At 56.2% G+C, this 23656-nt stretch carries 22 protein-coding genes; all 22 read left to right on the top strand.

Features of this window, described 5'->3' with window-relative positions:
* Positions 1–60 precede the first annotated feature (60 nt).
* The 22 genes from mutS to G340_RS0109820 all read left to right on the top strand — a co-directional run bounded on the left by mutS (position 61) and on the right by G340_RS0109820 (position 23403).
* A complete protein-coding gene (mutS, locus tag G340_RS0109930) occupies positions 61–2676 on the top strand; it encodes a DNA mismatch repair protein MutS (RefSeq protein ID WP_020073501.1) in 2616 nt (871 codons plus the stop codon).
* 113 nt (positions 2677–2789) lie between these two features.
* Positions 2790–4829 carry a DNA mismatch repair endonuclease MutL gene (gene mutL / locus G340_RS0109925; protein ID WP_020073500.1) on the top strand — a complete coding sequence of 680 codons (2040 nt, stop codon included), beginning with the start codon at positions 2790–2792 and terminating at the stop codon, positions 4827–4829.
* Positions 4830–4977: 148 nt separating this feature from the next.
* Positions 4978–5925 (top strand): tRNA (adenosine(37)-N6)-dimethylallyltransferase MiaA, encoded by a 948-nt coding sequence (miaA, locus tag G340_RS0109920; RefSeq protein ID WP_020073499.1) that lies wholly within the window; start codon positions 4978–4980, stop codon positions 5923–5925.
* Positions 5918–7213 (top strand): HlyD family efflux transporter periplasmic adaptor subunit, encoded by a 1296-nt coding sequence (locus G340_RS0109915; RefSeq protein WP_020073498.1) that lies wholly within the window; start codon positions 5918–5920, stop codon positions 7211–7213. Before miaA ends, G340_RS0109915 begins: the two co-directional genes overlap by 8 nt.
* Positions 7191–7937 carry a YggS family pyridoxal phosphate-dependent enzyme gene (locus G340_RS0109910; RefSeq protein WP_020073497.1) on the top strand — a complete coding sequence of 249 codons (747 nt, stop codon included), beginning with the start codon at positions 7191–7193 and terminating at the stop codon, positions 7935–7937. Before G340_RS0109915 ends, G340_RS0109910 begins: the two co-directional genes overlap by 23 nt.
* A gap of 24 nt (positions 7938–7961) precedes the next feature.
* Positions 7962–8444 carry a cell division protein SepF gene (locus G340_RS0109905; RefSeq protein WP_020073496.1) on the top strand — a complete coding sequence of 161 codons (483 nt, stop codon included), beginning with the start codon at positions 7962–7964 and terminating at the stop codon, positions 8442–8444.
* Positions 8444–9205 (top strand): YlmH family RNA-binding protein, encoded by a 762-nt coding sequence (locus tag G340_RS0109900; RefSeq protein WP_020073495.1) that lies wholly within the window; start codon positions 8444–8446, stop codon positions 9203–9205. Before G340_RS0109905 ends, G340_RS0109900 begins: the two co-directional genes overlap by 1 nt.
* A gap of 15 nt (positions 9206–9220) precedes the next feature.
* Complete coding sequence (locus G340_RS0109895) at positions 9221–9964, top strand: DivIVA domain-containing protein (RefSeq protein WP_020073494.1); 744 nt, start codon at positions 9221–9223, stop codon at positions 9962–9964.
* 27 nt (positions 9965–9991) lie between these two features.
* Positions 9992–10582, top strand: a complete 591-nt coding sequence (gene lspA, locus G340_RS16710; protein WP_020073493.1) for a signal peptidase II — start codon at positions 9992–9994, stop codon at positions 10580–10582.
* Position 10583: 1 nt separating this feature from the next.
* Positions 10584–11510 carry an RluA family pseudouridine synthase gene (locus G340_RS0109885; protein ID WP_033402251.1) on the top strand — a complete coding sequence of 309 codons (927 nt, stop codon included), beginning with the start codon at positions 10584–10586 and terminating at the stop codon, positions 11508–11510.
* A 97-nt stretch (positions 11511–11607) separates the two neighbouring features.
* Positions 11608–12411 carry a Cof-type HAD-IIB family hydrolase gene (locus tag G340_RS0109880; RefSeq protein WP_020073491.1) on the top strand — a complete coding sequence of 268 codons (804 nt, stop codon included), beginning with the start codon at positions 11608–11610 and terminating at the stop codon, positions 12409–12411.
* Positions 12412–12428: 17 nt separating this feature from the next.
* Positions 12429–12848, top strand: a complete 420-nt coding sequence (locus tag G340_RS0109875; protein WP_020073490.1) for a ComEA family DNA-binding protein — start codon at positions 12429–12431, stop codon at positions 12846–12848.
* A gap of 299 nt (positions 12849–13147) precedes the next feature.
* Positions 13148–13594, top strand: coding sequence for a hypothetical protein (locus G340_RS0109865; protein WP_020073488.1), 447 nt, complete (start codon positions 13148–13150; stop codon positions 13592–13594).
* 605 nt (positions 13595–14199) lie between these two features.
* Positions 14200–15327, top strand: coding sequence for a 2-aminoethylphosphonate aminotransferase (locus G340_RS0109860; protein WP_033402260.1), 1128 nt, complete (start codon positions 14200–14202; stop codon positions 15325–15327).
* Positions 15328–15420: 93 nt separating this feature from the next.
* On the top strand, positions 15421–16692 hold the full coding sequence (locus tag G340_RS17125) for an aspartate aminotransferase family protein (RefSeq protein ID WP_081626946.1): 1272 nt from the start codon (positions 15421–15423) through the stop codon (positions 16690–16692).
* A gap of 43 nt (positions 16693–16735) precedes the next feature.
* Positions 16736–17542, top strand: a complete 807-nt coding sequence (phnX, locus tag G340_RS0109850) for a phosphonoacetaldehyde hydrolase (RefSeq protein WP_020073485.1) — start codon at positions 16736–16738, stop codon at positions 17540–17542.
* A gap of 35 nt (positions 17543–17577) precedes the next feature.
* The gene (locus tag G340_RS0109845) at positions 17578–18309 is read left to right on the top strand and encodes a GntR family transcriptional regulator (RefSeq protein ID WP_020073484.1); all 732 of its coding nucleotides are present in this window, start codon (positions 17578–17580) and stop codon (positions 18307–18309) included.
* Positions 18310–18621: 312 nt separating this feature from the next.
* Positions 18622–19677: an extracellular solute-binding protein gene (locus G340_RS0109840; protein ID WP_020073483.1), complete on the top strand. Its 1056-nt coding sequence runs from the start codon at positions 18622–18624 to the stop codon at positions 19675–19677.
* Positions 19677–20540 (top strand): ABC transporter permease, encoded by an 864-nt coding sequence (locus tag G340_RS0109835; protein WP_020073482.1) that lies wholly within the window; start codon positions 19677–19679, stop codon positions 20538–20540. Before G340_RS0109840 ends, G340_RS0109835 begins: the two co-directional genes overlap by 1 nt.
* Positions 20528–21397: an ABC transporter permease gene (locus G340_RS0109830; protein WP_020073481.1), complete on the top strand. Its 870-nt coding sequence runs from the start codon at positions 20528–20530 to the stop codon at positions 21395–21397. The genes G340_RS0109835 and G340_RS0109830 overlap by 13 nt, the downstream gene beginning before the upstream one ends.
* The gene (locus tag G340_RS16700; RefSeq protein ID WP_020073480.1) at positions 21394–22539 is read left to right on the top strand and encodes an ABC transporter ATP-binding protein; all 1146 of its coding nucleotides are present in this window, start codon (positions 21394–21396) and stop codon (positions 22537–22539) included. The genes G340_RS0109830 and G340_RS16700 overlap by 4 nt, the downstream gene beginning before the upstream one ends.
* 45 nt (positions 22540–22584) lie before the next feature.
* On the top strand, positions 22585–23403 hold the full coding sequence (locus G340_RS0109820) for an alkaline phosphatase family protein (RefSeq protein WP_326522381.1): 819 nt from the start codon (positions 22585–22587) through the stop codon (positions 23401–23403).
* Positions 23404–23656: the final 253 nt, after the last annotated feature.

The raw sequence follows: 23656 nt of genomic DNA, 5'->3' as shown, positions 1-23656 counted from the left end.
GGAAGAACGCAGTGGCCCAAAAAACGCGGCCTTTAGAACCAACAGACGGGGGATGGAACAATGGCGGATCTTTCGCCCATGATGAAGCAATATTTTGAAATCAAGGAACAGAATCCGGATACCCTGCTGTTTTTTCGGCTGGGCGATTTTTATGAGATGTTTTTTGAGGATGCGAAGCTCGCTTCCCGCGAGCTGGAGCTGACCCTGACGGGCCGCGACTGCGGGCAGGAGGAGCGCGCGCCCATGTGCGGCGTGCCGTTCCACAGTGCCGAAAGCTACATCGCGCGCCTGGTGGCCAAGGGCTACAAGGTGGCGATCTGCGAGCAGATGGAAGACCCGGCTTTGGCCAAGGGGCTTGTCAAACGCGCGGTCATCCGCGTGATCACGCCCGGCACGGTGATGGAGAGCAGCATGCTCGACGAATCCAAAAACAACTTTATCTGCTCGGTGTTCGCGGGGGAGCGTGCCGCGGGCGTCTGCTTTGCGGATATTTCCACGGGGGAGCTGCGGGCCACGGAGCTTTCGGCGGATTCCCTGCAGGAGCTGGAATCCCAGGTGAGAAACGAGCTGGCCCGCTTTTCTCCCCGCGAAATTCTCATCAATCCCCAGACCCTGCAAATGACGGGTCTTGGCAAATTTATCAAGGAAAAACTCAGCGCGGCGCTGGAGTGCCTGCCGCAGGAGGAGACCGCGGGCGCGGAACAGCTGCTCAAAGCGCAGTTTTCCCCCGAACGGCTCGATTCCTCCGGCGTTTCCGCGTATCCCTTAACGGCACAGGCGGTCGGCTGCCTGCTGCTGTACCTCAAAAAGACCCAGCGCACCGGCCTGGAGCGCATGGATACCATCGAGATGTATTCCGGCTCGCAGTTTATGGGGCTGGATTTATCGGCCCGGCGCAATCTGGAGCTGCTCGAAACCATGCGCGGCAAAAGTAAGCGCGGTTCGCTGCTCTGGGTGCTGGACAAAACCAAAACCGCGATGGGCAAACGGCTCATCCGCATGTGGATTGAACGCCCGCTTTTGAATCCCGCGCAGATTCTTCGCCGCCAGAACGCGGTGGAGGAGCTCTTGATGGACGGCATGTTCCGCGATGCCGTCGCCGAGCAGCTTTCCGGGATTCACGATCTGGAGCGGCTGATGACGCGCATTGTGTACGGCTCGGCCAACGCGCGCGAGCTGCGCTCCCTGTGCGCGGCGCTTTCGCGCCTGCCGGAATTAAAACAATTGCTCGGCGGCGTTTCCTCTGCCCTTCTCAGGGAAATCCGGGACAAGATCGACCCGCTCGAGGATGTGGCGGCCTTAATTGAAAGCGCCATAGTCGACGAGCCTCCGTTTTCCATCCGTGAGGGCGGCATGATCCGCCCCGGCTACCACGAGGAGCTCGACGGGCTGAGAACCGACATGGGCAGCGGCAAAGAGGTCATCGCCCAGCTCGAAGCGCGGGAGCGCGAAAAAACGGGAATTCCGAAACTCAAAGTAGGCTACAACCGGGTGTTCGGTTATTATATCGAGGTTTCCAATTCTTACCGCGACAAGGTGCCCGACGAGTACATAAGAAAGCAGACGCTGACGAACTGTGAGCGCTTCATTACGCCCGATTTAAAACAGCTTGAGGGCCGCATTTTGGGCGCGCATGAAAAATCCGTGCAGCTCGAGACCCAGCTTTTTGAGCAGGTGCGGGCCGAGGCGGCGTCGCATCTCGAGCGGGTGCAGGCCACGGCCTCCGCCGTGGCGCAGCTCGATGTTCTCACCTCGTTCGCGGCGGTGTCCGTTGCGAACGGCTACCAGCGCCCCGAGGTGAACCTCAGCGGAAAAATCATTCTGAAAGAGAGTCGTCACCCCGTGGTGGAGCAGATGCTCGACGGCGCGCCCTTTGTGCCGAACGATGTGGAGCTCGATCAGGAGGAACACCGCGTCGCGATCATCACCGGCCCAAACATGGCCGGTAAGTCCACCTATATGCGCCAGATCGCGCTGATCGTGCTCATGGCGCAGATCGGCTGCTTTGTGCCCGCGCAGTCGGCGGAGATCGGCGTGGTAGACGCGATCTTTACCCGCGTCGGCGCGTCGGACGACATGGCCTCCGGGCAGTCCACCTTCATGGTGGAGATGACCGAGGTCGCGGATATTCTGAAAAACGCCACAAGCCGCAGCCTTTTGATCCTTGATGAGATCGGGCGCGGCACCTCCACCTTTGACGGCATGAGCATTGCCCGCGCGGTGCTCGAGCATGTGGCGGACAAGCGTTCCCTCGGCGCAAAGGCGCTGTTCGCAACGCACTACCACGAGCTCACCGTGCTGGAGGAGCTGGTTTCCGGTGTGAAGAACTACAACATCGCCGTGAAAAAACGCGGCGACGATATCACCTTCCTGCGGCGCATCGTGCGCGGCGGGGCGGACGACAGCTTCGGCATCGAGGTCGCAAAGCTCGCCGGCGTGCCGAATTCCGTAGTGAACCGGGCCAAGCAGGTGCTGCGTGAGCTGGAAAGCGGCAGGCCGGTCACGCCGAAGGGCTCCGGCAGAAAGCCGCGCGAGGAGGAAACGGCGCAGCTTTCGCTCGTGCCGCCGCAGGAATCTGAGGTGCTGGCGCGTCTGCGGCAGATGGATGTGAATACGCTTACGCCGATCGAATGCATGAATACGCTGTTTGAACTGAGCAAGCTCGCGCAGAATTAGAGCCGTATCCATGCAGTCGCAGAGGGCATTTCTTTTGCAGCAGGCGGGGGAATACCCAAACGGATTGCATATCAACTGGAAGGGTTGGAATAGAGAGAGCGGGAGGCAAATGAATGGGGAAAATCAATCTGCTCGATAAGCATGTTGCGGAGCTGATCGCCGCCGGCGAGGTGGTGGAGCGCCCGGCCTCCGTGATCAAGGAGCTGGTCGAGAACTCGATCGACGCCGGTTCGGCGAGCGTTTCGGTAGAGATTCAAAACGGCGGCGCGACCATGATGCGCGTCACCGACAACGGCAGCGGCATTGCGCGGGAGGATGTTCCCACGGCGTTTTTGCGCCACGCCACCAGCAAGGTGCTGCACGCGGAGGATCTCGAATCCATCGGCACGCTCGGCTTTCGCGGCGAAGCGCTGGCCTCCGTTGCGGCGGTGGCAAGGGTCGACCTGCTCACCCGCACCGAGGAGGAGCTGGCCGGAACACATTATGTAATCGAGGGCGGCGAGGAACAGGCGCTGGAGGATGCGGGCTGCGCGCGCGGCACCGTCATTACCGTGCGCGACATTTTCTTCAATACTCCCGCCCGCATGAAGTTTTTGAAAAAAGACACGGTGGAGTCGAACGCAGTCGCCGCCGTGATGGATAAAATTGCCCTGTCGCACCCGGAGCTTGCCGTGCGCTTTGTGCGTGACGGAAAAGAAACTCTGCGTGCCCCGGGCGACGGGCAGCTGAAATCAGCGGTGTTTGCGGTGTTCGGCCGCGAATTCACCGCAGGGCTGATCCCGGTGGAATATGAGCTGCAGGGGGTGCGGGTCACGGGGTTTGTGAGCAAGCCCTCGCACGCGCGCCCAAACCGCAGCATGCAGCAGTTTTTCATCAACGGGCGCACGGTTCGCAGCCGCACTGCGCAGGTGGCGCTGGAGCAGGCGTTCAAGGGCTCGCTGATGGTCGGCAAGTTCCCAGCCTGTGTGCTGCATCTGGAGATTCCGGCGCAGGCGGTGGACGTGAACGTTCACCCCGGCAAGCTCGAGGTTCGCTTTATCAACGAGCGCCCAGTGTTCGACGCCGTGTACTATGGGGTCAAGACCGCGCTCTCAAAGGGGGATTCCCCGAATAAAATCACGCTGCCCGGTGCGGTTCAGCCTCCCGCCGCGAAGCCGCAGACATCGCCTTTGCCGTTTGATGTGCCGGATGCGGAGCCCCGGCAGATTGCGATGCCCGGCGTATTCGGCGCCGCAAAGTCCGCCGCCCCGGCCCTGCACGACAGCGCGGTGGACGACCCGGTGGAGATCGCCGTGCCGACCACGCCCGCTTACCATAGAACAGGCGCCCCGGAGCCTGCCCGTCCTTTCACGGAGCGGTGGCCGGATGCCCGCCCCGCTTTGCCGGCACAGCCCGGCGCAGCCCCTCAAAGAGCTGTCGAACCGGAGGAATGGGACGTTTCTCTCAGCGGGGAGGCCGCTCCTGTCAGCCCTGAGCCGGTCAGCAGTCCGGCACAGCAGTCAGAAGAAAGTGTGTTTACGGAACAGCCGTCACTCACCAATAGGGAAGCAGTACAGTCCAACGTGCAGGCCCGCGGAGATTTCCGCTATATCGGCCACGCGTTCGGCACGTATATCCTGCTCGAGCGCGACGGAGCGGACGGCGAGGAGCTGGTGCTGATCGACCGCCACGCGGCGCATGAGCGGCTGCTGTACGAGCGGCTCAAGGAGCAGAGCGGCACGGCCTTTTCGCAGATGCTGCTGGCCCCCGTGCCCGTGCTGCTGGAAAAGAACGAATATGCCGCTGTGCTGGCTTCGCTGGAACTGTGCGAAACCGCCGGCTTTGAAATAGACGATTTCGGCGGCGGCACCGTGCTGGTGCGCAGCGCGCCCTTGTCCCTGACCGGGGAGGACGTGCCGGAGGCCGTGATGGAAATCGCGGGCTACTTGGCGCAGTCGCGCACCGATGTGACGACCGAGCACCTCGATTGGCTGTACCATAATATCGCCTGCCGCGCGGCGATGAAGGCACACGACGACCGTTCGCCGGAGGAGCTGATCGCCCTGGTGCGGCAGCTTGACGAAAATCCCCAGCTTCGGTACTGCCCGCACGGGAGGCCGATCTCGATTGTGCTGACCCGCAAGGAGCTGGAGCGCCAGTTCGGCCGGGTATAACTCAAAACCCCGGGGAAGAAGGGGCTCTTTCCTCTGCGCTGTTTGCAGCCCCGGCCTGCATGATTTTCAACGTCCTGTAAAGAATCATCTATGGCTTTTCCCGCCGTGCGCGGGGAAAATTCGGTCATTTCGGAAGGGAGGAAGGCTTATGCCGCAGGAGAAAATATCGCTGCTGGTCATCGGCGGGCCGACGGCCAGCGGAAAGACCCGCCTTGCGGCGGAGCTGGCCCTGCATTGCGGCGGAGAGGTGGTTTCCGCCGATTCCATGCAGATTTACCGGGGGATGGAAATCGGAACCGCAAAGCCCACTCCCGAAGAAACGCTGGGGGTGCCTCACCACCTGATGGACTTTGTGGAGCCGGGGCAGTCCTTCTCCGTGGCGGATTATGTGGCTCTTGCCAGGGAGACGGTCGGCGACATCCACAGCCGGGGGCGCCTGCCGGTGCTGGCGGGGGGCACCGGCCTCTATATTCGCTCGCTGATCACGAACACACAGTTTACCGAAGCCGACAGCGACCCCGTTCTGCGCGCGGAGCTGGCACAGCGGGCGGCGCGGGAGGGAACCGATGCCCTCATGCGGGAGCTTCGCTCCTTCGACCCGGAGTCCGCACAGCGCATTGAGCCGCGCAACCTGCCGCGGCTGATCCGCGCGATCGAGCTGTACCGCACGACGGGCGTTACTATGACCGAGCATCTGCGTCGGTCGCGCCTTGCGCCCTCGCCGTACCGGGTGTGTTTTTTGTGCCTTGGCTTTCGCGACCGCGAACGCCTGTATGAAAGAATCAACCGGCGAGTGGATGAAATGTTCCGCCGCGGGCTGGTGGAGGAAGCGAGGGAGCTTCTCGAAACGCCCGGCGGCGCCACGGCGATGCAGGCGATCGGCTATAAAGAGCTGCTGCCGTATTTCCGCGGTGAGATTTCACTCCGCGAAGCACAGGATACCATCAAGCGCGAAACCCGCCGCTACGCCAAGCGCCAGCTCACCTGGTTCCGCCGGGAGGAGCAGGCACGCTGGCTGTTTGTGGATGATTACGCGCGGTGGGACGCGCTCCGCGATGCCGCCAAGGAGATCGTGAGGGGGGAGCTGTGTGAATAATCCGGTTTTAAAGCGCCTGGTTTCGGGCCTGATCGGCCTGCTGCTCCTCTTTTACATCGGCAACCAGATTTATAACGCCAGCTACAGCGGGGTAAAGGCCGAAACCGCCGTGTATGCCAACGCGGAGGATACGATTCAGATGACCGGCACGGTAATCCGTAAAGAACAGCTGATCAAACAAAGCGTGCAGGGCGTTCTCACGTATCCGCTTGGTGAGGGCGGCAAAATCGCCAAGGGCGGCGTTGTGGCGGAGGTGTACGACAGCGCCAAGGACGCCACGCAGCGGCAGCAGGCGGCCCACCTTTCGGCGGAGATCGCCCGCCTGCAAAGCCTCGGCAAGCCCGGCGACACGTATGCCGCGAACCCCGGCTCGCTGACAAAGCAGATCAATCAGAGCCTGAAGGAAATCCTGACCTCGCTGCAGAGCCGCAATTACAACGCGCTGCCCACCCAGCGCGATTCCCTGCTGTACCTGATGAACGAGCAGCAGGTGGTCACCGGCGCATCCAAGGATTTCAGCGCCAGAATCGCGCAGCTGCAAGGCCAGCTCAGTGCCATCCCCACCTCCGGCGGCACGAAAATGGGGCAGATCAAATCGCCGGTTTCGGGCTATTTCGTCAGCACGGCGGACGGGTACGAATCCCAGTACAATTACGCCTCCGTGCTGGAGCTTTCGGTGGATGACCTGAAAGCGAAAAAAAAGCCGCAGGCCCTCGGCAGCGATGTAATCGGCAAGGTGTGCGAGGAGTTCGACTGGTATTTCGCCGCCGTAGTCAATCAGGACGACGCGCTCAAGCTCAAGGAGGGCAACCGCGTCAGCATCAACTTCCCGTTTGCGGTGGGCAAATCGGTTCCGGCAGTCGTGGCCGCCGTGAATCAGCCGAACCATCAGGGCGACGCCGCGGTGATTCTGCGCTGCTCCTATATGGATACCGGCATCGCGTCCGTGCGTGACGCCACGGTGCAGGTGCGGGTGGGAACCTATTCCGGGATCATGGTCAGCCAGAAGAGCATCCACTTTGAAAAGCTGACGAAGGAGTTCACGCAGGAGGACGGCACCAAGAAGAAGGTGGAAAAAGAGGTGCAGGGCGTTTATGTCATGCACGGCAACACCATCGAATTCGTGCAGGTCATCCCACTGATGAGCAGCGGCAGCTATGTCATCTGCAAGGAGCTGACCGATATCGACCCGGAGTGGAAGGAACTCATGACGAAATCCTCCATCCGTTTATACGATGAGGTGATTATAGAAGGGACGGATCTTTATGACGGAAAAGTCGTTAAATGAAACCGAGCAGGAATACGCCGAGCGGATGCGCGATCTGGAAGAAAACCTGAAGGTTGTTCGGGCAAAGATCGAAGAGGCCGCCGTCAAGTCCGGCAGAAGCTCTGAAGAGATCACGCTTTTGGCGGCGACCAAAACGGTTCCCGTTCCGGTGATCAACCGCGCGGTCGAGCTGGGGGTTTCGCACATCGGCGAAAACCGCGTGCAGGAGCTGTGCGACAAGCTGCCGCTGCTTTCCCCCTGCGACCGCCAGTTCATCGGCCATTTACAGACCAACAAGGTCAAGTTCCTGATCGGTCAGGTCAGCCTGATTCAGTCTGTGGACAACGAAAAGCTCGCGAAGGAGATTTCGCGCCTTTCCGTGCAGAACGGCACCGCCACCAACGTGCTGATCGAAGTGAATATCGGGCGCGAAGAAAACAAGTCCGGCGTCCTGCCGGAGAAGCTGCCGGAGCTGCTGGAAAAAGTTTCCTGTCTGCCCGGCGTTTCGGTGCGCGGCCTCATGGCTATCCCGCCTGTCTGCGATCGGCCGGAGGACGCGATGTCATATTTTTCGCGCATGCACGAATATTATGTTGACATCAAGGCGAAAAGAATGGATAATATTCTCATGGATTACTTATCCATGGGCATGTCGTCAGACTATGCTCAGGCAATTCTTTGCGGAGCGAATATGGTTCGGGTGGGCTCGGCTCTCTTCGGACCCAGAAAATATCAAATCCTTTAGAACGAAGAATAGGGAGGCATCAGAATGGCCGGGTTGGTTCAAAAATTTAGAGATATGTTGGGCGCCCCTGAAGACGAGTACGAGGATGAGGAATATGTAGATGATCGCGCAGACGAGATCATCTCCGGCCCGGAGAATCACGCGGATACGATCCGCGAGCGCGAAACGGCAAGACGCGGCGGCGGTGCCGGCGGCAGCAACAAGGTCGTGAATATTCACGCCACCACGCAGCTGCAGGTGGTTCTGTTCAAGCCCGAGCGTTTTGGCGAGGAAACCCGCGCCGTGGCGGATGAGCTGCTGAAAATGCACACCGTGGTCCTCAACCTGGAAAACACCAACAAAGACATCAGCCGCCGCATCATCGATTTTCTCAGCGGCGTCGCTTACGCGAACGGGGGCAAAATCAAGCGCGTTGCGGCAAGCACCTTTATCATCACCCCGTATAATGTAGAGCTGACCGGCGACGATGTGCTCGACGAGCTGGAAAACAACGGCGTTTATTTCTGATGAAACAGAATTCACCCGGGGAAAACGCCGTGCTGGAAGCCAGGCTTCTGGATGCGGTGCGCCTGTGTTCCCGGCGGTCTCAGCCGGTTTTTGTGGGCTTTCTGTCACAAGCGGAAGCCTTCTCGGCACAGGAGGTTCTGCGCCGAGAGGGCTTTTTTCGTTCTATGTTCTGGGGCGGCTTCGAGGGGGCGGAGCGCGTGATGTTCGGCGCGTTCCCCGATTACCTTGAGCCGGAGCCGGAGCTGTTCCCTATTTCTGCCGTTACGGCCTCCTTCCGCGATTGCGACAAGCTCACGCACCGGGATTTTCTCGGTTCGCTGATGGCGCTTGGCATTACCCGCGACACGGTGGGCGATCTTCTAATCGAGCCGGGCCGGGGCGTTTTGTTTCTGCGCGAAGAAATGGCCGGCTATGTGCAGACGCAGGTGGAGAAGATCGGCCGGGTGGGGGTGCGGCTTACCCCCGGCTTTACCGAGCCTTTGCCGGGCGGCCTCGGCTTTGAGCCGTTTAGCGCGGTCATCGCTTCGCCCAGGCTCGACTGTGTTGTTGCCGCGGCGCTGCGCACCAGCCGTGAGAAAGCGGCGCGCCTGGTGGAATCGGGCGCCGTGCTGTTGGGCGGCGTGCAGATTTTGTCGGTTTCCGCAGCGGTAAAAGACGGCGACCGTCTCTCCGTGCGCGGCAAAGGCCGCTTTATTCTGGATCAGATCGGCCCCGAAACCAAGCGGGGCCGCGTGAACTTGAGTGGAAGAAAATACAGATAACAGGAGGTTTTTGTCGTGCTTACTCTCAACGATATTATCAATGTCAGCTTCCGCAAATCGAATTTTTCCGGTTATCGTACCGAAGATGTAGATGTCTTTATCGATCAGGTGAAGGATTCTTACGACCAGCTGCTGAAAAAAACAATGGAGCAGACCGAAGCGTACGAAACGCTGGCAAACGAAAAGAAAGAACTGGAGAAAAAGCTCTCCGTTCTGGCGGAAAAGATTGAGGATTACCGACAGGAGGAGAGCGAGATCAAAAACGCTTTGGTCAGCGCGCAGAAGCTGGGCGAGTCCTCCGTTCGGGAGGCGCGCCACAAGGCGGAAATCATCCTGAAGGACGCGAATTTGAAGGCCGAGCGCATTCTCAGCACCGCCAAGGCGGATGTGGTCGAGCAGCAGCGCGAGCTGGATGAGCTCAAGAAAAAGGTCATCGATTTCCGCACCAAACTGCTGGCGATTTACAAAGAGCATTTGACGCTGATCGATGCGATTCCCAGCCGCAAGGAAGAGTTTGAGCAGGAAGGCGGCCATGCCGCCGCCGAACCGGAGAAAGAGCAGGAGGAGCCGGAGCGACAGAGCCACTATATGCCCGAGGAGCCGCCCGTGCCCGCAGAACCGGAGCCGGAGTACACCCCGGAGCTGGAGAAGGACGATTTTTCCGTCGACGCCGCAGTGTTCGATTCACAGTCGCCGAGCCGCGACCTGCGCTACGACGTTTTAAAATTTGATGAATTGGATGAATCCGGAGAAGAATAAGAAATGCGGGGCCGGAGTATTTCATAGATGGAGAGGGACGGAGTGATCCGCCCTTTTTTCCTGAAAGAGAGGGAGTTTCTTTTGCCTTATATTGCAGTGTTTTTGTCCTTCGCCGCGGCGGCGGCGGGGATTGCCGTGGATCAGGTTCTGAAAGCCGCGGTGGTGGAGCAATTAAAGCCGCTGGGCCGGGTGGAGCTGATTCCGGGCTTTTTTCAGCTCACCTATGTGGAGAACCGCGGCGCGGCGTTCGGCATACTGGCGAACTACCAGTGGCTGTTCGTTGCCGTTACCGCCGTGGTTTGCCTTTTGCTCGCGGCGGCGCTGATTTTCTACCGCAGCCACACCGCGCTGACCCGCACGGCGTTCACGCTGATTCTGGCCGGCGGAATCGGGAACATGATCGACCGGCTGCGCTATCAGTATGTGGTGGACTACATTCACTTTCAGTTCTTCCCGCCGGTGTTCAATTTTGCGGATATCTGCGTCACGGTCGGCTGTGCACTGCTGGTGATTTACCTGCTGTTCCTTGCGGACGACAGGGGCCGGCCCAAGCCGCCGGGGCGCTATTCCAAATATGCGCACTACAATCAGAACAGAAATCACAGAATGGGTGGTTAAGGTGCAGAAAAAGCTGCTGGTAATCGGGGCGGAGCATCAGGACGCCCGGGCGGACCAGGCGGTGAGCGAGCTGCTGGAGGGCCAGACGCGCTCCGGCGTGCAGAAGCTGATGCTTGCGGGCGCGGTGCGGTGCGGCGGGCGTCCGCTTTCCAAAAACGACCGGGTGGCCGAGGGGCAGACGATTGAGGTTCTGCTGCCGGATCCTGCCCCGCTGGAGCAGGCGGAACCGCAAAACATCCCGCTTGACATCGTCTATGAGGACGACGACCTGCTGGTAGTCAATAAGCCGAAGGGCATGGTGGTTCATCCCGCGCCGGGCAACCGTGACAAAACACTCGTCAACGCACTGCTGTACCACTGCGGCGATTCCCTGTCCGGCATCAACGGGGTGATTCGCCCCGGCATTGTGCACCGGATCGATAAAGACACCAGCGGCCTGTTGATCGTTGCGAAGAACGATTTTGCGCACCAGAGCCTTGCCGCGCAGATTAAGGAGCATTCCTTTACCCGCGAATACGAGGCCGTGGTGTACGGTCACCTCCGCGAGCAAAGCGGCTTGGTGGACGCTCCCATCGGCCGGCACCCGACCGACCGCAAGAGGATGACGGTCACGCAGAAAAACAGTCGCCGCGCGGTTACGCACTACCAGGTGCTGGAAGAACTGCCCGGCTTTTCCTATGTGCGCCTGCGGCTCGAAACGGGCCGCACCCATCAGATTCGGGTGCATATGGCGTATTTGGGCCACCCCGTTGCGGGCGACCTTGTATACGGGCCGAAAAAAGCGATTTCCTCGCTGAACGGCCAGTGCCTGCACGCGAGAGTCATCGGCTTTCGCCACCCGCGCGACGGCCGGTATATCGAGCTGACCAGCCCGCTCCCACCATATTTTACCGGTTTTCTGGAGCGTCTGCGCGGTCAATCGCACTGATATTTTAAAGCTTACGGGCGGGTGCCTTCCCTGCCAAAGACGGGGAGATTGCCCGATGTTTTATTTTTTATTGCTGGGATTATAAGGAGGTTCTCGTTTGAAGCTTCAGGATATATTCTTGGTGTCTGATCTGGACGGTACCCTGATTGGCGAAAACCATACGATACCGCAGCGGAATATCGATGCGATCCGGCGGTTTCAGGAGCAGGGCGGCCGTTTTGCCGTGGCGACCGGGCGCTCTGTGAATTCCGGCGCGCGCTATTGCCGCCAGGTGCAGCCCAGGGGGCTCTGCGTGTTGCTGAACGGCTCTATTTTATACGATTATGAGCAGGGCGAGATCGCAAAGGCGTTCTTTCTGCCGCCGCAGGCGAAGGACTATGCCCGTCTGCTGGCGGAACATTTTCCGGAGATTGGCTGTGAGGTGTTCGCGCAGCGCAGGCAGTTCGTTTTGCGCGCGAATCAGTATGTCAGGGCGCATCTGGGGAATGAAAATCTTCCCTGTGTAGAGGTGGACGCAGACGAAATTACCGACCGCTGGTGCAAGGCGCTGTTTGCCGCCGACCCTGAAACCAAGCTGAAAATACAGGCCTTTACCGAGTCCTTTGCGCATCCCGGCGTCCGCTTTGTGCAAAGCGAAAAGTGCTTTCTGGAAATGCTGCCCGAAGGAGTCGACAAAGGCAGCGGCCTGTTGGAGATTCTGCGGCAGACCGGCCTGCCGCGCAAAAATCTGGTAGCGATCGGCGATTATTATAACGATGTGGAGATGCTGCGCGCCGCCGGCTTTGCGGCGGTGCCCTCCAACGCGCCGGAGGACATTCGGCAGATGGCCGATCTGGTGGTAGGCGACTGCCGCGACGGCGCGGTAGCCGACCTGATTGAATATCTGGAACGCGCGGAATAAGGGGTGGCGGTGGAAGAATGGATCAGGATGCCCGTCAGATACGCTGGCTGCTTGCCGTCGCGGTTGTTCTCTGCGCCTTGATGATCGGGTATAACGTGCTGTTTGTGCCGCAGGTAACGCTGACGACTGTGGTGGAAACAGACCTTTCTTCCGCGGCGCGGGCGGCGGTACCCTCCGCGCCGGGCGACGCTTCTCAGCCCGAGGGCTACGAGCCGGAGCCGGTGGGGCAGGCCGCGCCGGTCAACCTGAACACGGCGGACGCCGAAGAGCTGGCGACGCTGCCCGGGATCGGCCCGGCAACGGCGCAGAAGATCATCGCGTACCGCGAATCCGTCGGGGCCTTTCAAAGCACAGAGGAGCTGATGCAGGTGGACGGGATCGGAGAAAAGACATTCCAGAAGCTCAAAGAGCTTGTGACGGTGGAAGCGGCAGAGTGAAAAATCCCGCCGGGGTCGGTTGCCCTACACCGGTTTTGATCATTTCACGGGGAAGTAGAACGCGATCCGGTGCGGAATCTGCGGATATATTTTCGGCAGAGGGGCTTTCCGAGGGGGTTAACGCCCCCGTGCGCGGCCAACAGTTCATTGAGTTACGGCAAAAACGAGTCGGAAGCGGCTGCGTCCTTACCAAGGATGCGGTCGCTTCCGATGCTGCATCGTGCGGATTTTCTGGGAATAACTTGCAAACTGTGGGTAAAATGGGTAAAATAGGGAAAAAAGCGGAGGGGGAGTAGTTTATGGCGGTGAGTCCCTTGCAGGATATCATGAATCATTACCTTTGGAATTTCAGCGCATATCTGTTGGCGCTGGCGATTATTCTGCTGAACGCGGCCCGCAGCGTGTATTTTTATTTGAGGAGCAAGCAACGGCCCCTGTACCCGAAGCGAGGCAGACTGGATCTTCTCATCAGCCTGCTGTGCGGCGTGTCGCTGGCGATGGGACTGATGTTTCAGGGAGTCCTTGCGGACAACAACGCTCCCGGAATCTACCATTGGTCGAGCTATCTCTGGATGGCCTGTCTTGTTTCGCTGGCGCTGTTTGCCGTTCAGATCGCATTCCACGTCAAGACTCCGTCCGTGCGCCCCGCAGTGGAGCCGACAGACGAAATTCCGCCGCTACCAACCGCGCCGCAGGAGCAGCCCTCGGTTTTTCCGGAGGATTCCGCGCCGAAGGACGGGGAATGACGGCAACCTTTTCTTGTGCAGAGTGAATTGAAATCATAAGGTCGAGAGCAAATTTCGCACGATGAGTCTTTTGGATTTTTGCGATATTTCGGGATACAGAATTTATTGTAAATAAAATATTGGTCTACTTGTGCGCCGCTTCTTTGCATGACCAATTTCATCATCCTATTCTAAAAAAGTCAGTATTTTGCCAAGGGCAAAGTGCTGACTTTTTCTTTTCGTCAATAAACCGTTCACAGCGACTGGAATTTACAGAGTGTTACAATTTGCTTTCATGTAAGCGACTATCGTTCCCCGCTGCCGCTCACCTCTGCCTCTGACATTTTGACGCACCGTCAAAATGTCAGAAAACGAAAGACAGCCCTATATTTGCGTATGGAAAGTTCCCTAAGCAGATCTGGAAAAGCGAAAACACTAATCCGCGGTGTTAAGCTTTCCGGCCCTTGCCTTTCAGTTCGTTCGGGCGGCCTGAGGATACTCTGCCGGTTCAGATACAGATGCCGGGCGGATGCGAATTCTGTTAATGAACATTTAACCTTACAGTGATTGACGCTAACATGGTGCCATGATAGGATGACCTTAAATTGATGAAAGAGGTGCGTGGGATGCAATCGGTCAAAAGAAATATTCTTCTTACTCCCGGGCCGGCAACAACAACCGACACGGTTAAAATGGCGCAGGTCGTTCCGGATATCTGCCCCAGAGAACAGGAATTCGGGAGCGTCATGGAATGGATTCGCCAGCAACTGATCCGCATTGTACACGGGAATCCCGCAAAATATACCGCTGTGCTGTTCTGCGGGTCGGGTACCATAAATATCGACGTTGCGATCAGTTCGCTTTTGCCCGCCGGGAAAAAGATTTTGTTTTTAAATAACGGATTCTACAGCTCACGCGCGGTCGATGCCTGTCAAGCATACGGGTTGCCTTATGTGGAACTGGATTTTCCGATTGACGATCTGCCAGATCTGGAGCTTACGGAAAAAGCCCTTCAGGCCAATCCTGATATTGCGATTGTATACACCACTCACAATGAAACGGGAACCGGCATCCTGAACCCTGTCAGAGAGATCGGCGCGCTGGCTCACCGGTACGGCGCAGTGTTTGTGGTCGATACAACATCCACCTACGCGCTGCTTCCCATCGATATTGAACGGGACAACATCGACTTTCTGATGGCGTCCGCTCAAAAGGGGTTGATGGCCATGGCGGGCCTTTCGTTTATTGTCGGCAACGAAGCCATAATCCAAAAGACGAGGGACTACCCCAAGCGTTCCTATTATTGCAATCTTTATATGCAGTACCAATATTACAAAACGACAGGACAGATGCATTTTACGCCTCCGGTCCAGGCCGTTTACGCGCTCCGGAAAGCGCTCGAGGAGTTCTGGCAGGAGGGTGAGTCCGCAAAATACGCACGCCACCGCAGGGTATGGAAAAAAATCCATGAATGCAGCGAACGGCTCGGGCTGCGGGACATCATACGCAAAGAGCTCCAAAGCGGACTGGTCGTTCCCTTTCAATATCCCGCAGACCCAAATTGGGATTTCGACAAAATCCACGACTATTGCTATGAGCGGGGATTTACCATTTATTCCGGCATCATTTCCGGTGCGAATACGTTTCGGCTTTGCAGCCTGGGCGCGATTGACGAGCAGGATATAGAAGATTTTTTCAGGGTTTTTGAAGACGCGCTGCGCGTTCAAAAGATCTGCGTACCGGTTCGGTACTGAATTGGAGAGCAAAGAATGAATACGAAAAAACGTTGTCAAACTGAGGGAGATACGAATCTGTCGGAGCTGCGTCTTACATGACAAAAGAAATTTCTGAGCCCGAAAGCATCGGATCTGGTTGAAAGGGATCGCAGGGCTTTTTTCTCCCAGTCTCTTTCAACCCCCTGCCTCAACGCGGTGCAGAGCGCTGCCGGCATTTATCTGTATGATCTCGAAGGAAAGAGCTATATGGACTTCCACGGAAACAGCGCTCATCAGCTCGGCTACGGCAACCCCTATGTGATGAAGGCGCTGCACGCACAGCTTGAAGACCTTTCGTTCGTGCCGCGCCGCTACACCAGTGAGACACCGGTTCGCCTTGCGGAACAGCTAATCGAGCTTTGGAGCGCAGGCCGCGCAAAAGTTCTTTTCGCGCCGGGGGGCTCCGAGGCGGTGGAAATGGCGGTCAAGCTTGCCAGAAGATACACCGGTCGCTATAAAACCGTTTCGATGTGGGATTCCTTTCACGGGGCCACTCTTGGGGCCATTTCCGTTGGGGGCGAAAGAGATTTTCGCTGCGGGATCGGTCCGCTGCTGCCCGGGGACATCCATATTCCCCCCTATAATTCCTTTCGCTGTGTGTTCGGCCACTGTGACGGCTGCGGCCTGAAATGCCTGAATTATCTTGAATATGTGCTGAAAATGGAAGGGGACGTCGCCGCGCTGATTATGGAGCCGGTAAGGGCCACAGACGTGCAGATTCCTCCCGTCGAATATTTTGAAAGAATACGGAGCCTTTGTGACCATTATGGAATTTTATTGATATTTGACGAAATTCCTACCGCTTTGGGAAGAACGGGTACCTTTTTCGCGCACGAGCATTTCGGGATCAGACCGGACATGGTGATTCTGGGAAAAGGCCTGGGTGGAGGCGCGGTGCCGTTTGCCGCCCTGCTGGCGGACGGACGTTTCGACTGCGCGGGGGATATTTCCTTGGGACACTTTACACATGAGAAAAGCCCGCTGGGAGCGGCGGCGGGATTGGCGGTAATCGACTGCATCCGGAAGGAACACCTGCTGGAGCACACGGCCGTACTCAGCGGCCTGATGGAGCGGCGCCTGAAGGATATGCAAGAACGTTATCCAATTATCGGGGATGTGAGGTGCATCGGCTTGCTGGGATGTCTGGAGCTGGCGTCAGGCCGGGAGAACGGAGAGCAGACGGCCCGCAAAGCGGAGCGTGTGCTGTACCAATGCCTTGAAAACGGACTGAGCTTCAAAATCTCGAAAGGCAGCTGCATCATTCTTTCTCCCCCGCTGATTATTACAGAGGAGCAGCTTTTCCGCGCCCTCGACATTTTGGAACAGGCCATAGCCTCGAAATGAAGGCCGTTCCGTATTTTTGAATTATGAATAGGGAGATTTAATGATGCAAAATAAAATTCAAGCGGTTGTTTTTGATTGGGCTGGAACGACGATCGATTATGGATGCTTTGCCCCGCTCGGAGCCTTTTTGGAAACATTTGAAAGCAGCGGCGTAGAGATTACGCTGGACGAAGCGAGGCAGCCGATGGGACTGTCGAAGATCAACCATATCCGCGCACTGCTCGGCATGCCGAGAATAGCGGCCTTGTGGAAGAAAAAATATGGAAAGCTTCCGGAGGAATCCGACGTCCGAAAGCTGTATCAGCAGTTTGTACCCTCGCTGACCGCAGTCCTCGGCAATTATTCTGAGCTGCTCCCCGGTGTCGTAGAGACAGTGGAAGAGCTTCGCAAAGCCGGCCTGAAAATCGGTTCCACAACGGGATACACCGACCAGATGATGGAGATCGTCGTCCCGTCGGCGGCGAAACGCGGATATGCCCCGGACTGCGTTTTCACTTCGGACGGGTTGCCGGCAGGCCGCCCTTACCCGTGGATGTGCTATCAAAATGCCATTCGGCTCGGCGTATACCCTATGCGCCGCATCGTGAAGGTCGGCGATACCGTCAGTGATATTCAGGAAGGGGTCAACGCCGGCTGTTGGAGCATCGGCGTCGTGGAAGGCAGCAGCGAGCTTGGCCTGCGTCTGGAAGAAAAGGAACTGATGAGTCCAAAAGCGTTTCAGGAAAAATGTGATGCTGTAAGAGCTCGTTTTCTAAGCGTGGGGGCCCATTTTGTGATCAATACCCTGAAAGAACTGCCCGCTCTGACGGAAAAGATCAACGACCTGCTTGCAGAGGGACAAAAACCCTGATGACGGGCGCGGATATGGAAGGGAGAGTGAGCTTGATGAGCGATGGCCATCTCGTGAAAACACAGCTTATGAAATTGAAGATCGCAGATTACGTGATAGGTTATATCCGTACTCACAGGCTGTCTACGGACGAAATGCTGCCCTCGGAAAACTCCCTTGCGATCCAGTTTGGCGTCAGTCGCAACGTCGTAAGGGGAGCGCTGGATCATTTGCGTTCTCAGGGGAAAGTATACGCACGCAAGGGGAAGGGCTTTTTTGTCGCGGAAAAACAACAATTCATTGTCTATCAGCAGGATGTCAACGTCGGTTTTTCAGAAACATTTCAGGAGCCGGTATATCGCTATGAGAGTAAATTGCTGTCATGGACGCTGATCCGGGCCAAACAGGTCGAAAAAGAAATTTTCGGCCTTTCGGAAGATGACCAGCTTTACCGGTTAAAAGTGCTGCGGTCCGTCATGGGTCTTCCTCTGGCCATCTGCTACTCTGAAATTCCGCAAAGAATGGTGCCGAATCTGGAGCAGTACCTAAGCGATTTTTATTCGCTCAACGATATTCTCGTTGATAAATATGGCTACGAGCACCCAATCTGCAAGAGCGTGGCGGTGGAGGTGGTTCTGCCCACTGTTTCAAAAATTCATCTGCTCGGTATTGACGCCGGCATCCCCTTGCTCAAGGAAACCAATGTGTTCGAGGTGCCCGGCGGCCCTGTGGAATATTTTCAGGTTTACGCGCGGAGCGACCGGTTTAAGCTGAAAATTAATGTTTAGTGATCTTACGGCTAACACGGGAGCTTTCCGTCTGCGAGGGGTTTCCCCGTATCGGCGGATCAGAATTTTTGAGAGGCGGCATCCGCTCAGGATGCCGCCTCTCTTTGCTTGCCGGAAAGCCCCGGCGAAGGACGCAGGCGATACGCTGCCGCTGACAGATGCGAAAATAGATCTAGCTGGTTTTTTACATCGTTGGGTTGGCGCTTTAACATATAAACTCTATGATTGAAACATCGATAACAGAGCGTTATCGTGAACTGGCGCCTTTGGATCGGATATAAAAATGTTGATTACTGAAAGTGGGGTATAAAAATGCCAGGATTTTGCAAAAGGGCCGGCTGTCTGCTGACGGCCGCAGCCCTTATGATGACCTTTGCCGCCGGTTGCTCCGGCAGCACGGGGACGGCTCCGGCCGAGAACAAGATCATTACTTACGGACAGCCCGACGACTGGGCAAACTGGAAGGAAATGTTCGCGACCTTCAATCAAAAATATGGGACCACGCACACCGACACGGATATGTCGAGCGCTGAAGAGATTCAAAAGTTCGGCGCGGAAAAGAATAATCCAGTTGCGGATACGGCCGAAGTCGGCATGATGTGGGGACCGGTCGCCGTGAAGCAGGACGTTACCATGCCATACAAACACGCGAATTGGGACAAGATCGGCGACTGGGCCAAAGATAAGGATGGAAATTGGTCCGGACTGTATGTCGGAGTTCCCGTATTTTTGGTGAATACGGATATCGTCAAGAATGTTCCGAAATCATGGAACGATTTGCTGAAGAGCGAGTACAAAGACATGGTCTGCATGTCAAACCCGCAGACATCGGGCTCCGGACAAAATATGGTTTTGGCTGCGTCGTACGCCTTGGGCGGTAGCGTCACCAATCTTGACGCGTCCATGTCCTATTTTTCAAAGCTCCAGAAAGCGGGCAACATCAAGAATATCTCCGTGTCCGTCGCAACACTGCAAAAGGGAGAGGTTCCGATTTACATTGTCTACGATTTTCTGGCAAAAGGGTACCAGGAGCAGCTGAAGGGGCAGGCAAATTTCTCCATCGTATTCCCGGAGGAAGGCTCTATTTGGGCGCCGGGCGCGCTGATCATCAATAAATGGTCTCCTCACCCTGAGAATGCGAAAAAATTTGCGGATTTTGTATCATCGGACGAAGGACAGCTGATTTTTGCAAAAGGGTATGCGCGCCCGATCCGTTATGTGGAAGGCAACCTGCAGATCCCGGATGACATTAAAAGCAAGATGCTTCCGGACAGCTTTTACAAGAACTGTGGGAAACCGACCGAATGGGACAAGGTGCCGCCGGATGTGATCGCAGCCAGATGGACAAAGGAGGTTTTGGGGCAGTAATGGTCAGAATGGAAAAGGAACAGAGTCATAACAGCCGGAAACGGCATGCCGGGGGAAGCCTTTCGTACCTCTTCGCATTGCCATATCTCATCGTTTGTGCCCTGTTTTTGGTTTTTCCTGTGATCTCCATCATCGTTCACAGCTTTGACAGTGGCCTGAACGGCTGGTTTTCCGTTGTGTGCAACAGCACTTATGTCAGGGCTTTTCAGGGCAGCTGCCGTCTTGCTATTTGGACGACGGCGGAGGCTGCCGCCCTGGGGGGGCTGCTTGCCCTGTTTTGGGCGCCAAAGCTGTCCAAGCACAGCTGGTTCCTTGCCTTTATCAATTTTGGCGCCCACAACGGCGGTGTAAGCCTTGCGTTCTCGTTTATAGCAACGCTGGGGACAAACGGGATGCTGTCTCTGCTGCTGAAGCATATGGGAATCGGAATGCTTGCCGATTTTAAGCTGGTAAGCCTTTCCGGGTTGCACTGGGCCTATCTTTCCTTTCTGGTTCCGTTTATGTGCCTGATTTTTATGCCGGCCGTGGGATGCCTGAAACCGGAGTGGTTCGCGGCTGCCCGCACTCTGGGCTCCGGAAAACTCCGCTATTTTTGGAAAGTAGCCGGGCCGGTTCTGCTTCCCTCGTTTTTCTCCTCCACCACACTCGTTTTTCTTCAGGCAATGGGAACGTACGCCACTGCACAGGCCATCACCGACAACCGCATCAACCTGATTACGCTTCAAATCGGTTATTTGATGCAAATGTCCGTTTTTAACCGGTCCGACGCGGATATTCTTTCGGTGCTGCTGCTTTTCATTATGATTGTTGCGACCTGTATTTATGATGTTTTTAATAAGAGGGCTTCAAAATGGATTGGATAAAAACCGGTGGATCTTCCGATGGGCGGCCGATTTCCAGGAAAGTGAAGCGCGACAGGTGGGAACGGGCCGGTTTTTTAGCGGTTTCGGTTTTCTTCCTTCTGTATCTTGCCGTTCCGATCCTTGCAACGGTACTGTTTTCCCTGGCGGGAAAGTGGACCGACACCATTCTGCCGCAGTCATGGTCGCTGAACGCCTATTCCGTCATTTTCACCAGCGATGAATTTTACTCGTCTCTCTTCCGAACGATTTTTCTTTGCGTGGTTGTGGCGGTGCTGGAGGTCGCTGTAACGATCCCCGCCGTCTTCGCAATCAAAATTGGAAGCGAGGGCCTCGGCAGGCTGATTCAGATCCTCTCCGTCATTCCAATCGCCCTGCCGGCGGTGGTGCTGGCTTTGGGCTCCGTCAAGTTTTACGGCGAGGTGCTTCCCTCCCTGCTTGGCACCCCCGCCCTCCTGATCGGGGTTCAGACCGCATTCGGTCTGCCGTTCGTGTACTGGACAATTTTAAATGCATTTCAGGCTATCGATGTGGTCGAGCTTTACAATGCCGCGAGAACCCTCCGGTGTGGAGCTTTGGAATTTATCGTGCGGATTATCCTCCCTTCGCTGAAAAAAGGGATCGTCATCGCCGGGGTCATTGCCTTTGCGAGCACGTTTGACAATTTCGCGCTCCAACAGCTGATTGTGGGAGCCAGCTGGGAAACCTTCGCAATGTATCAATATAAATACTTTACCATAGACGGGCATGCGGTCAGCGCGCTTTCCGTGATTGGAATGCTGATCATCTTTATCATGTCGTGGGTTGCGGGTTTCCAAAGTAAAACAAAAAGAGAAAGAAAGGAGGAAGATGCTCTTTGAATCATCTGAAACTTACGGACATTGAGAAACACTATGGAAAAGTCCGTGTTTTAAACCAAATCAATCTGGAGATCGGCGAGGGCCAAATGGTGTGCTTGCTCGGGCCAAGCGGCTGTGGAAAAAGCACGCTGCTGAAAATTATCGCGGGGCTGGAGATGCCTGACAGCGGCGGCATCGAGTTTAAAGGGGTGAACTGGAGCGGCTTGGACGCGAAAAAGCGCCGCGTTGGGATGGTGTTTCAGCATTATTCGCTGTTCCCCAATTTAAATGCGCTTCAAAACGTCGCGTTTGGATTGGAAATGAAAAGAATGCCCCGAAAACAGTCCCAGAAGGAAGCGGAAGAATGGCTTGAGAGGGTCGGACTTCAGGATTTCAGAAACCGGTATCCGCATCAAATGAGCGGCGGACAGCAGCAGCGAGTCGCGCTGGCCAGGGCGCTCGCGCCCAGTCCCGATCTTCTTCTGCTCGACGAACCGCTCAGTGCGCTTGACGCAGCGGTACGGCTTTCGCTACGCGGTGAAATCCGCAGGCTCCAGCTTCAGCTTGGCATAACGGCCGTTTTTGTGACGCATGACCAGGCAGAGGCTCTTGCGATTGCCGACCGTGTGGCGCTCATGAGGGAAGGCTCGATCGTGGAATACGACGATCCACAGATCATGTATTCCAATCCGAATTGCTTTTTTACTTCTTCGTTTATCGGGGTGGTCTCCGTTATGGAGGGTACGATCGCGTCCCTTAGTCCTCCCATTGCGAAAGTATGCGACGGTATGGTCGCATTGCCGTACCTCGACGAGAAAAAAGCGGAGATCGGCAGAAAAATCCGAATTGTCATGCATGCCGAAGACATAGAGCTTTCCGAAGGCTTCAGTGAAAACGGTCGGTTCGATCCCCTCCGGGGACAAATCTACAATTTGGATTTCCTCGGAAAGACGAAAAGATATACCATCCGTTCGTCCGATGGGAACACTTTGTTTGTTGAGGTACAAGCCAACGGACATATGGATTTTCAGATCGGCCAAACGGTGGAAATGGTCGTCAGACCCGAGAATATGCATGTTTTTGATGCGCGGACCGAAGAATCCCTGAAAAGTGCCGGCGGGCGGGGGAAAAACATGAAAGACGGATTGCTGAATACCGGATGAAATAAAAAAGAATGGTATTGTCAGGAGGTTCACAAGTTGAAAAAAGTGATTTTTGTTTTAATTGATGGTCTGAACGCGGAAACAGCGTTTCGGCATATGGGTTTTATGGAGCATCTCGTAGAGGCGCACGCAGCGTCAAAGTATGTTGTCAGGTCGGAACTCCCGTCGGTTTCCCGGCCGCTCTATGAGGTTCTTATGACCGGAACGCCGGTATCCGTCAATCGGATTTCTTCCAATGAAACAATCCGAAAATCCACACAGAAAAATCTTTTTCAGATGTCGGCGGATGCCGGTATTGCGACCGCCGCTGCCGCTTATTATTTTTTCAGCGAATTATATCTTCATGCTCCGTTTCATCCGCTGACGGACCGATTCCACAGTGATTCCGCGTCGGCGATTCAGAACGCCATGTTTTATTACGATGACAGCTACCCGAATTCCCATCTGTTTCTTGACGCGGATGAACTGATCATCCGCCATCATCCGGGATTTATTCTGGTGCACCCCATGAGTGTGGATTACATCGGGCATCAATTCGGCGGGGGGAGCGGAGAGTACTGCAAGGCGGCTTTTAACGTGGATTGCATCCTGTCCCGGTTTCTGTTCAAATGGATTGAAGAGGGATACAGTGTAATCATAACTGCTGACCATGGGATGGGGAAGGACGGAATACATGGGGGGACCAGTGCGGAGGAAAGAATGATTCCAATGTATATCCTCAGCGGCCAAGTCGATGCGGCGGATTACAGCGGTCAGACGGTATCCCAGCTGCATATTGCACCCCTTGTCTGTAAACTGCTGGGGCTGCCTCTTTCGGAACACATGATTGAACCGAAGATTCCCGGCCTGCATCCGGCCGTATAAAGTATGGGCCGCGGAACCCGGTCGGCTTCCCCCCTGAGCCTCACAGACACGATGATCAGTTTTCATAGTCAGAGCATCTGAATAACAAAGACAGCAGGTTAGTGAAATAATCCATAATTTGAATCGCCTGACAAATGCTATATCTCTTCGCTAAGTCGGCATATTATTGTTAAACCTGCATTATCCAATCAACATGAGATTTGCGATTCCCTCAGGCTTCCTCCGCCGTTGAACGGGAAGTCGAATCGCGCAT

The sequence above is a fragment of the Faecalispora sporosphaeroides DSM 1294 genome (genome assembly GCA_000383295.1).
GTDB lineage: Bacteria > Bacillota > Clostridia > Oscillospirales > Acutalibacteraceae > Faecalispora > Faecalispora sporosphaeroides.
This window is presented reverse-complemented; position numbering and strand designations above follow the sequence as displayed.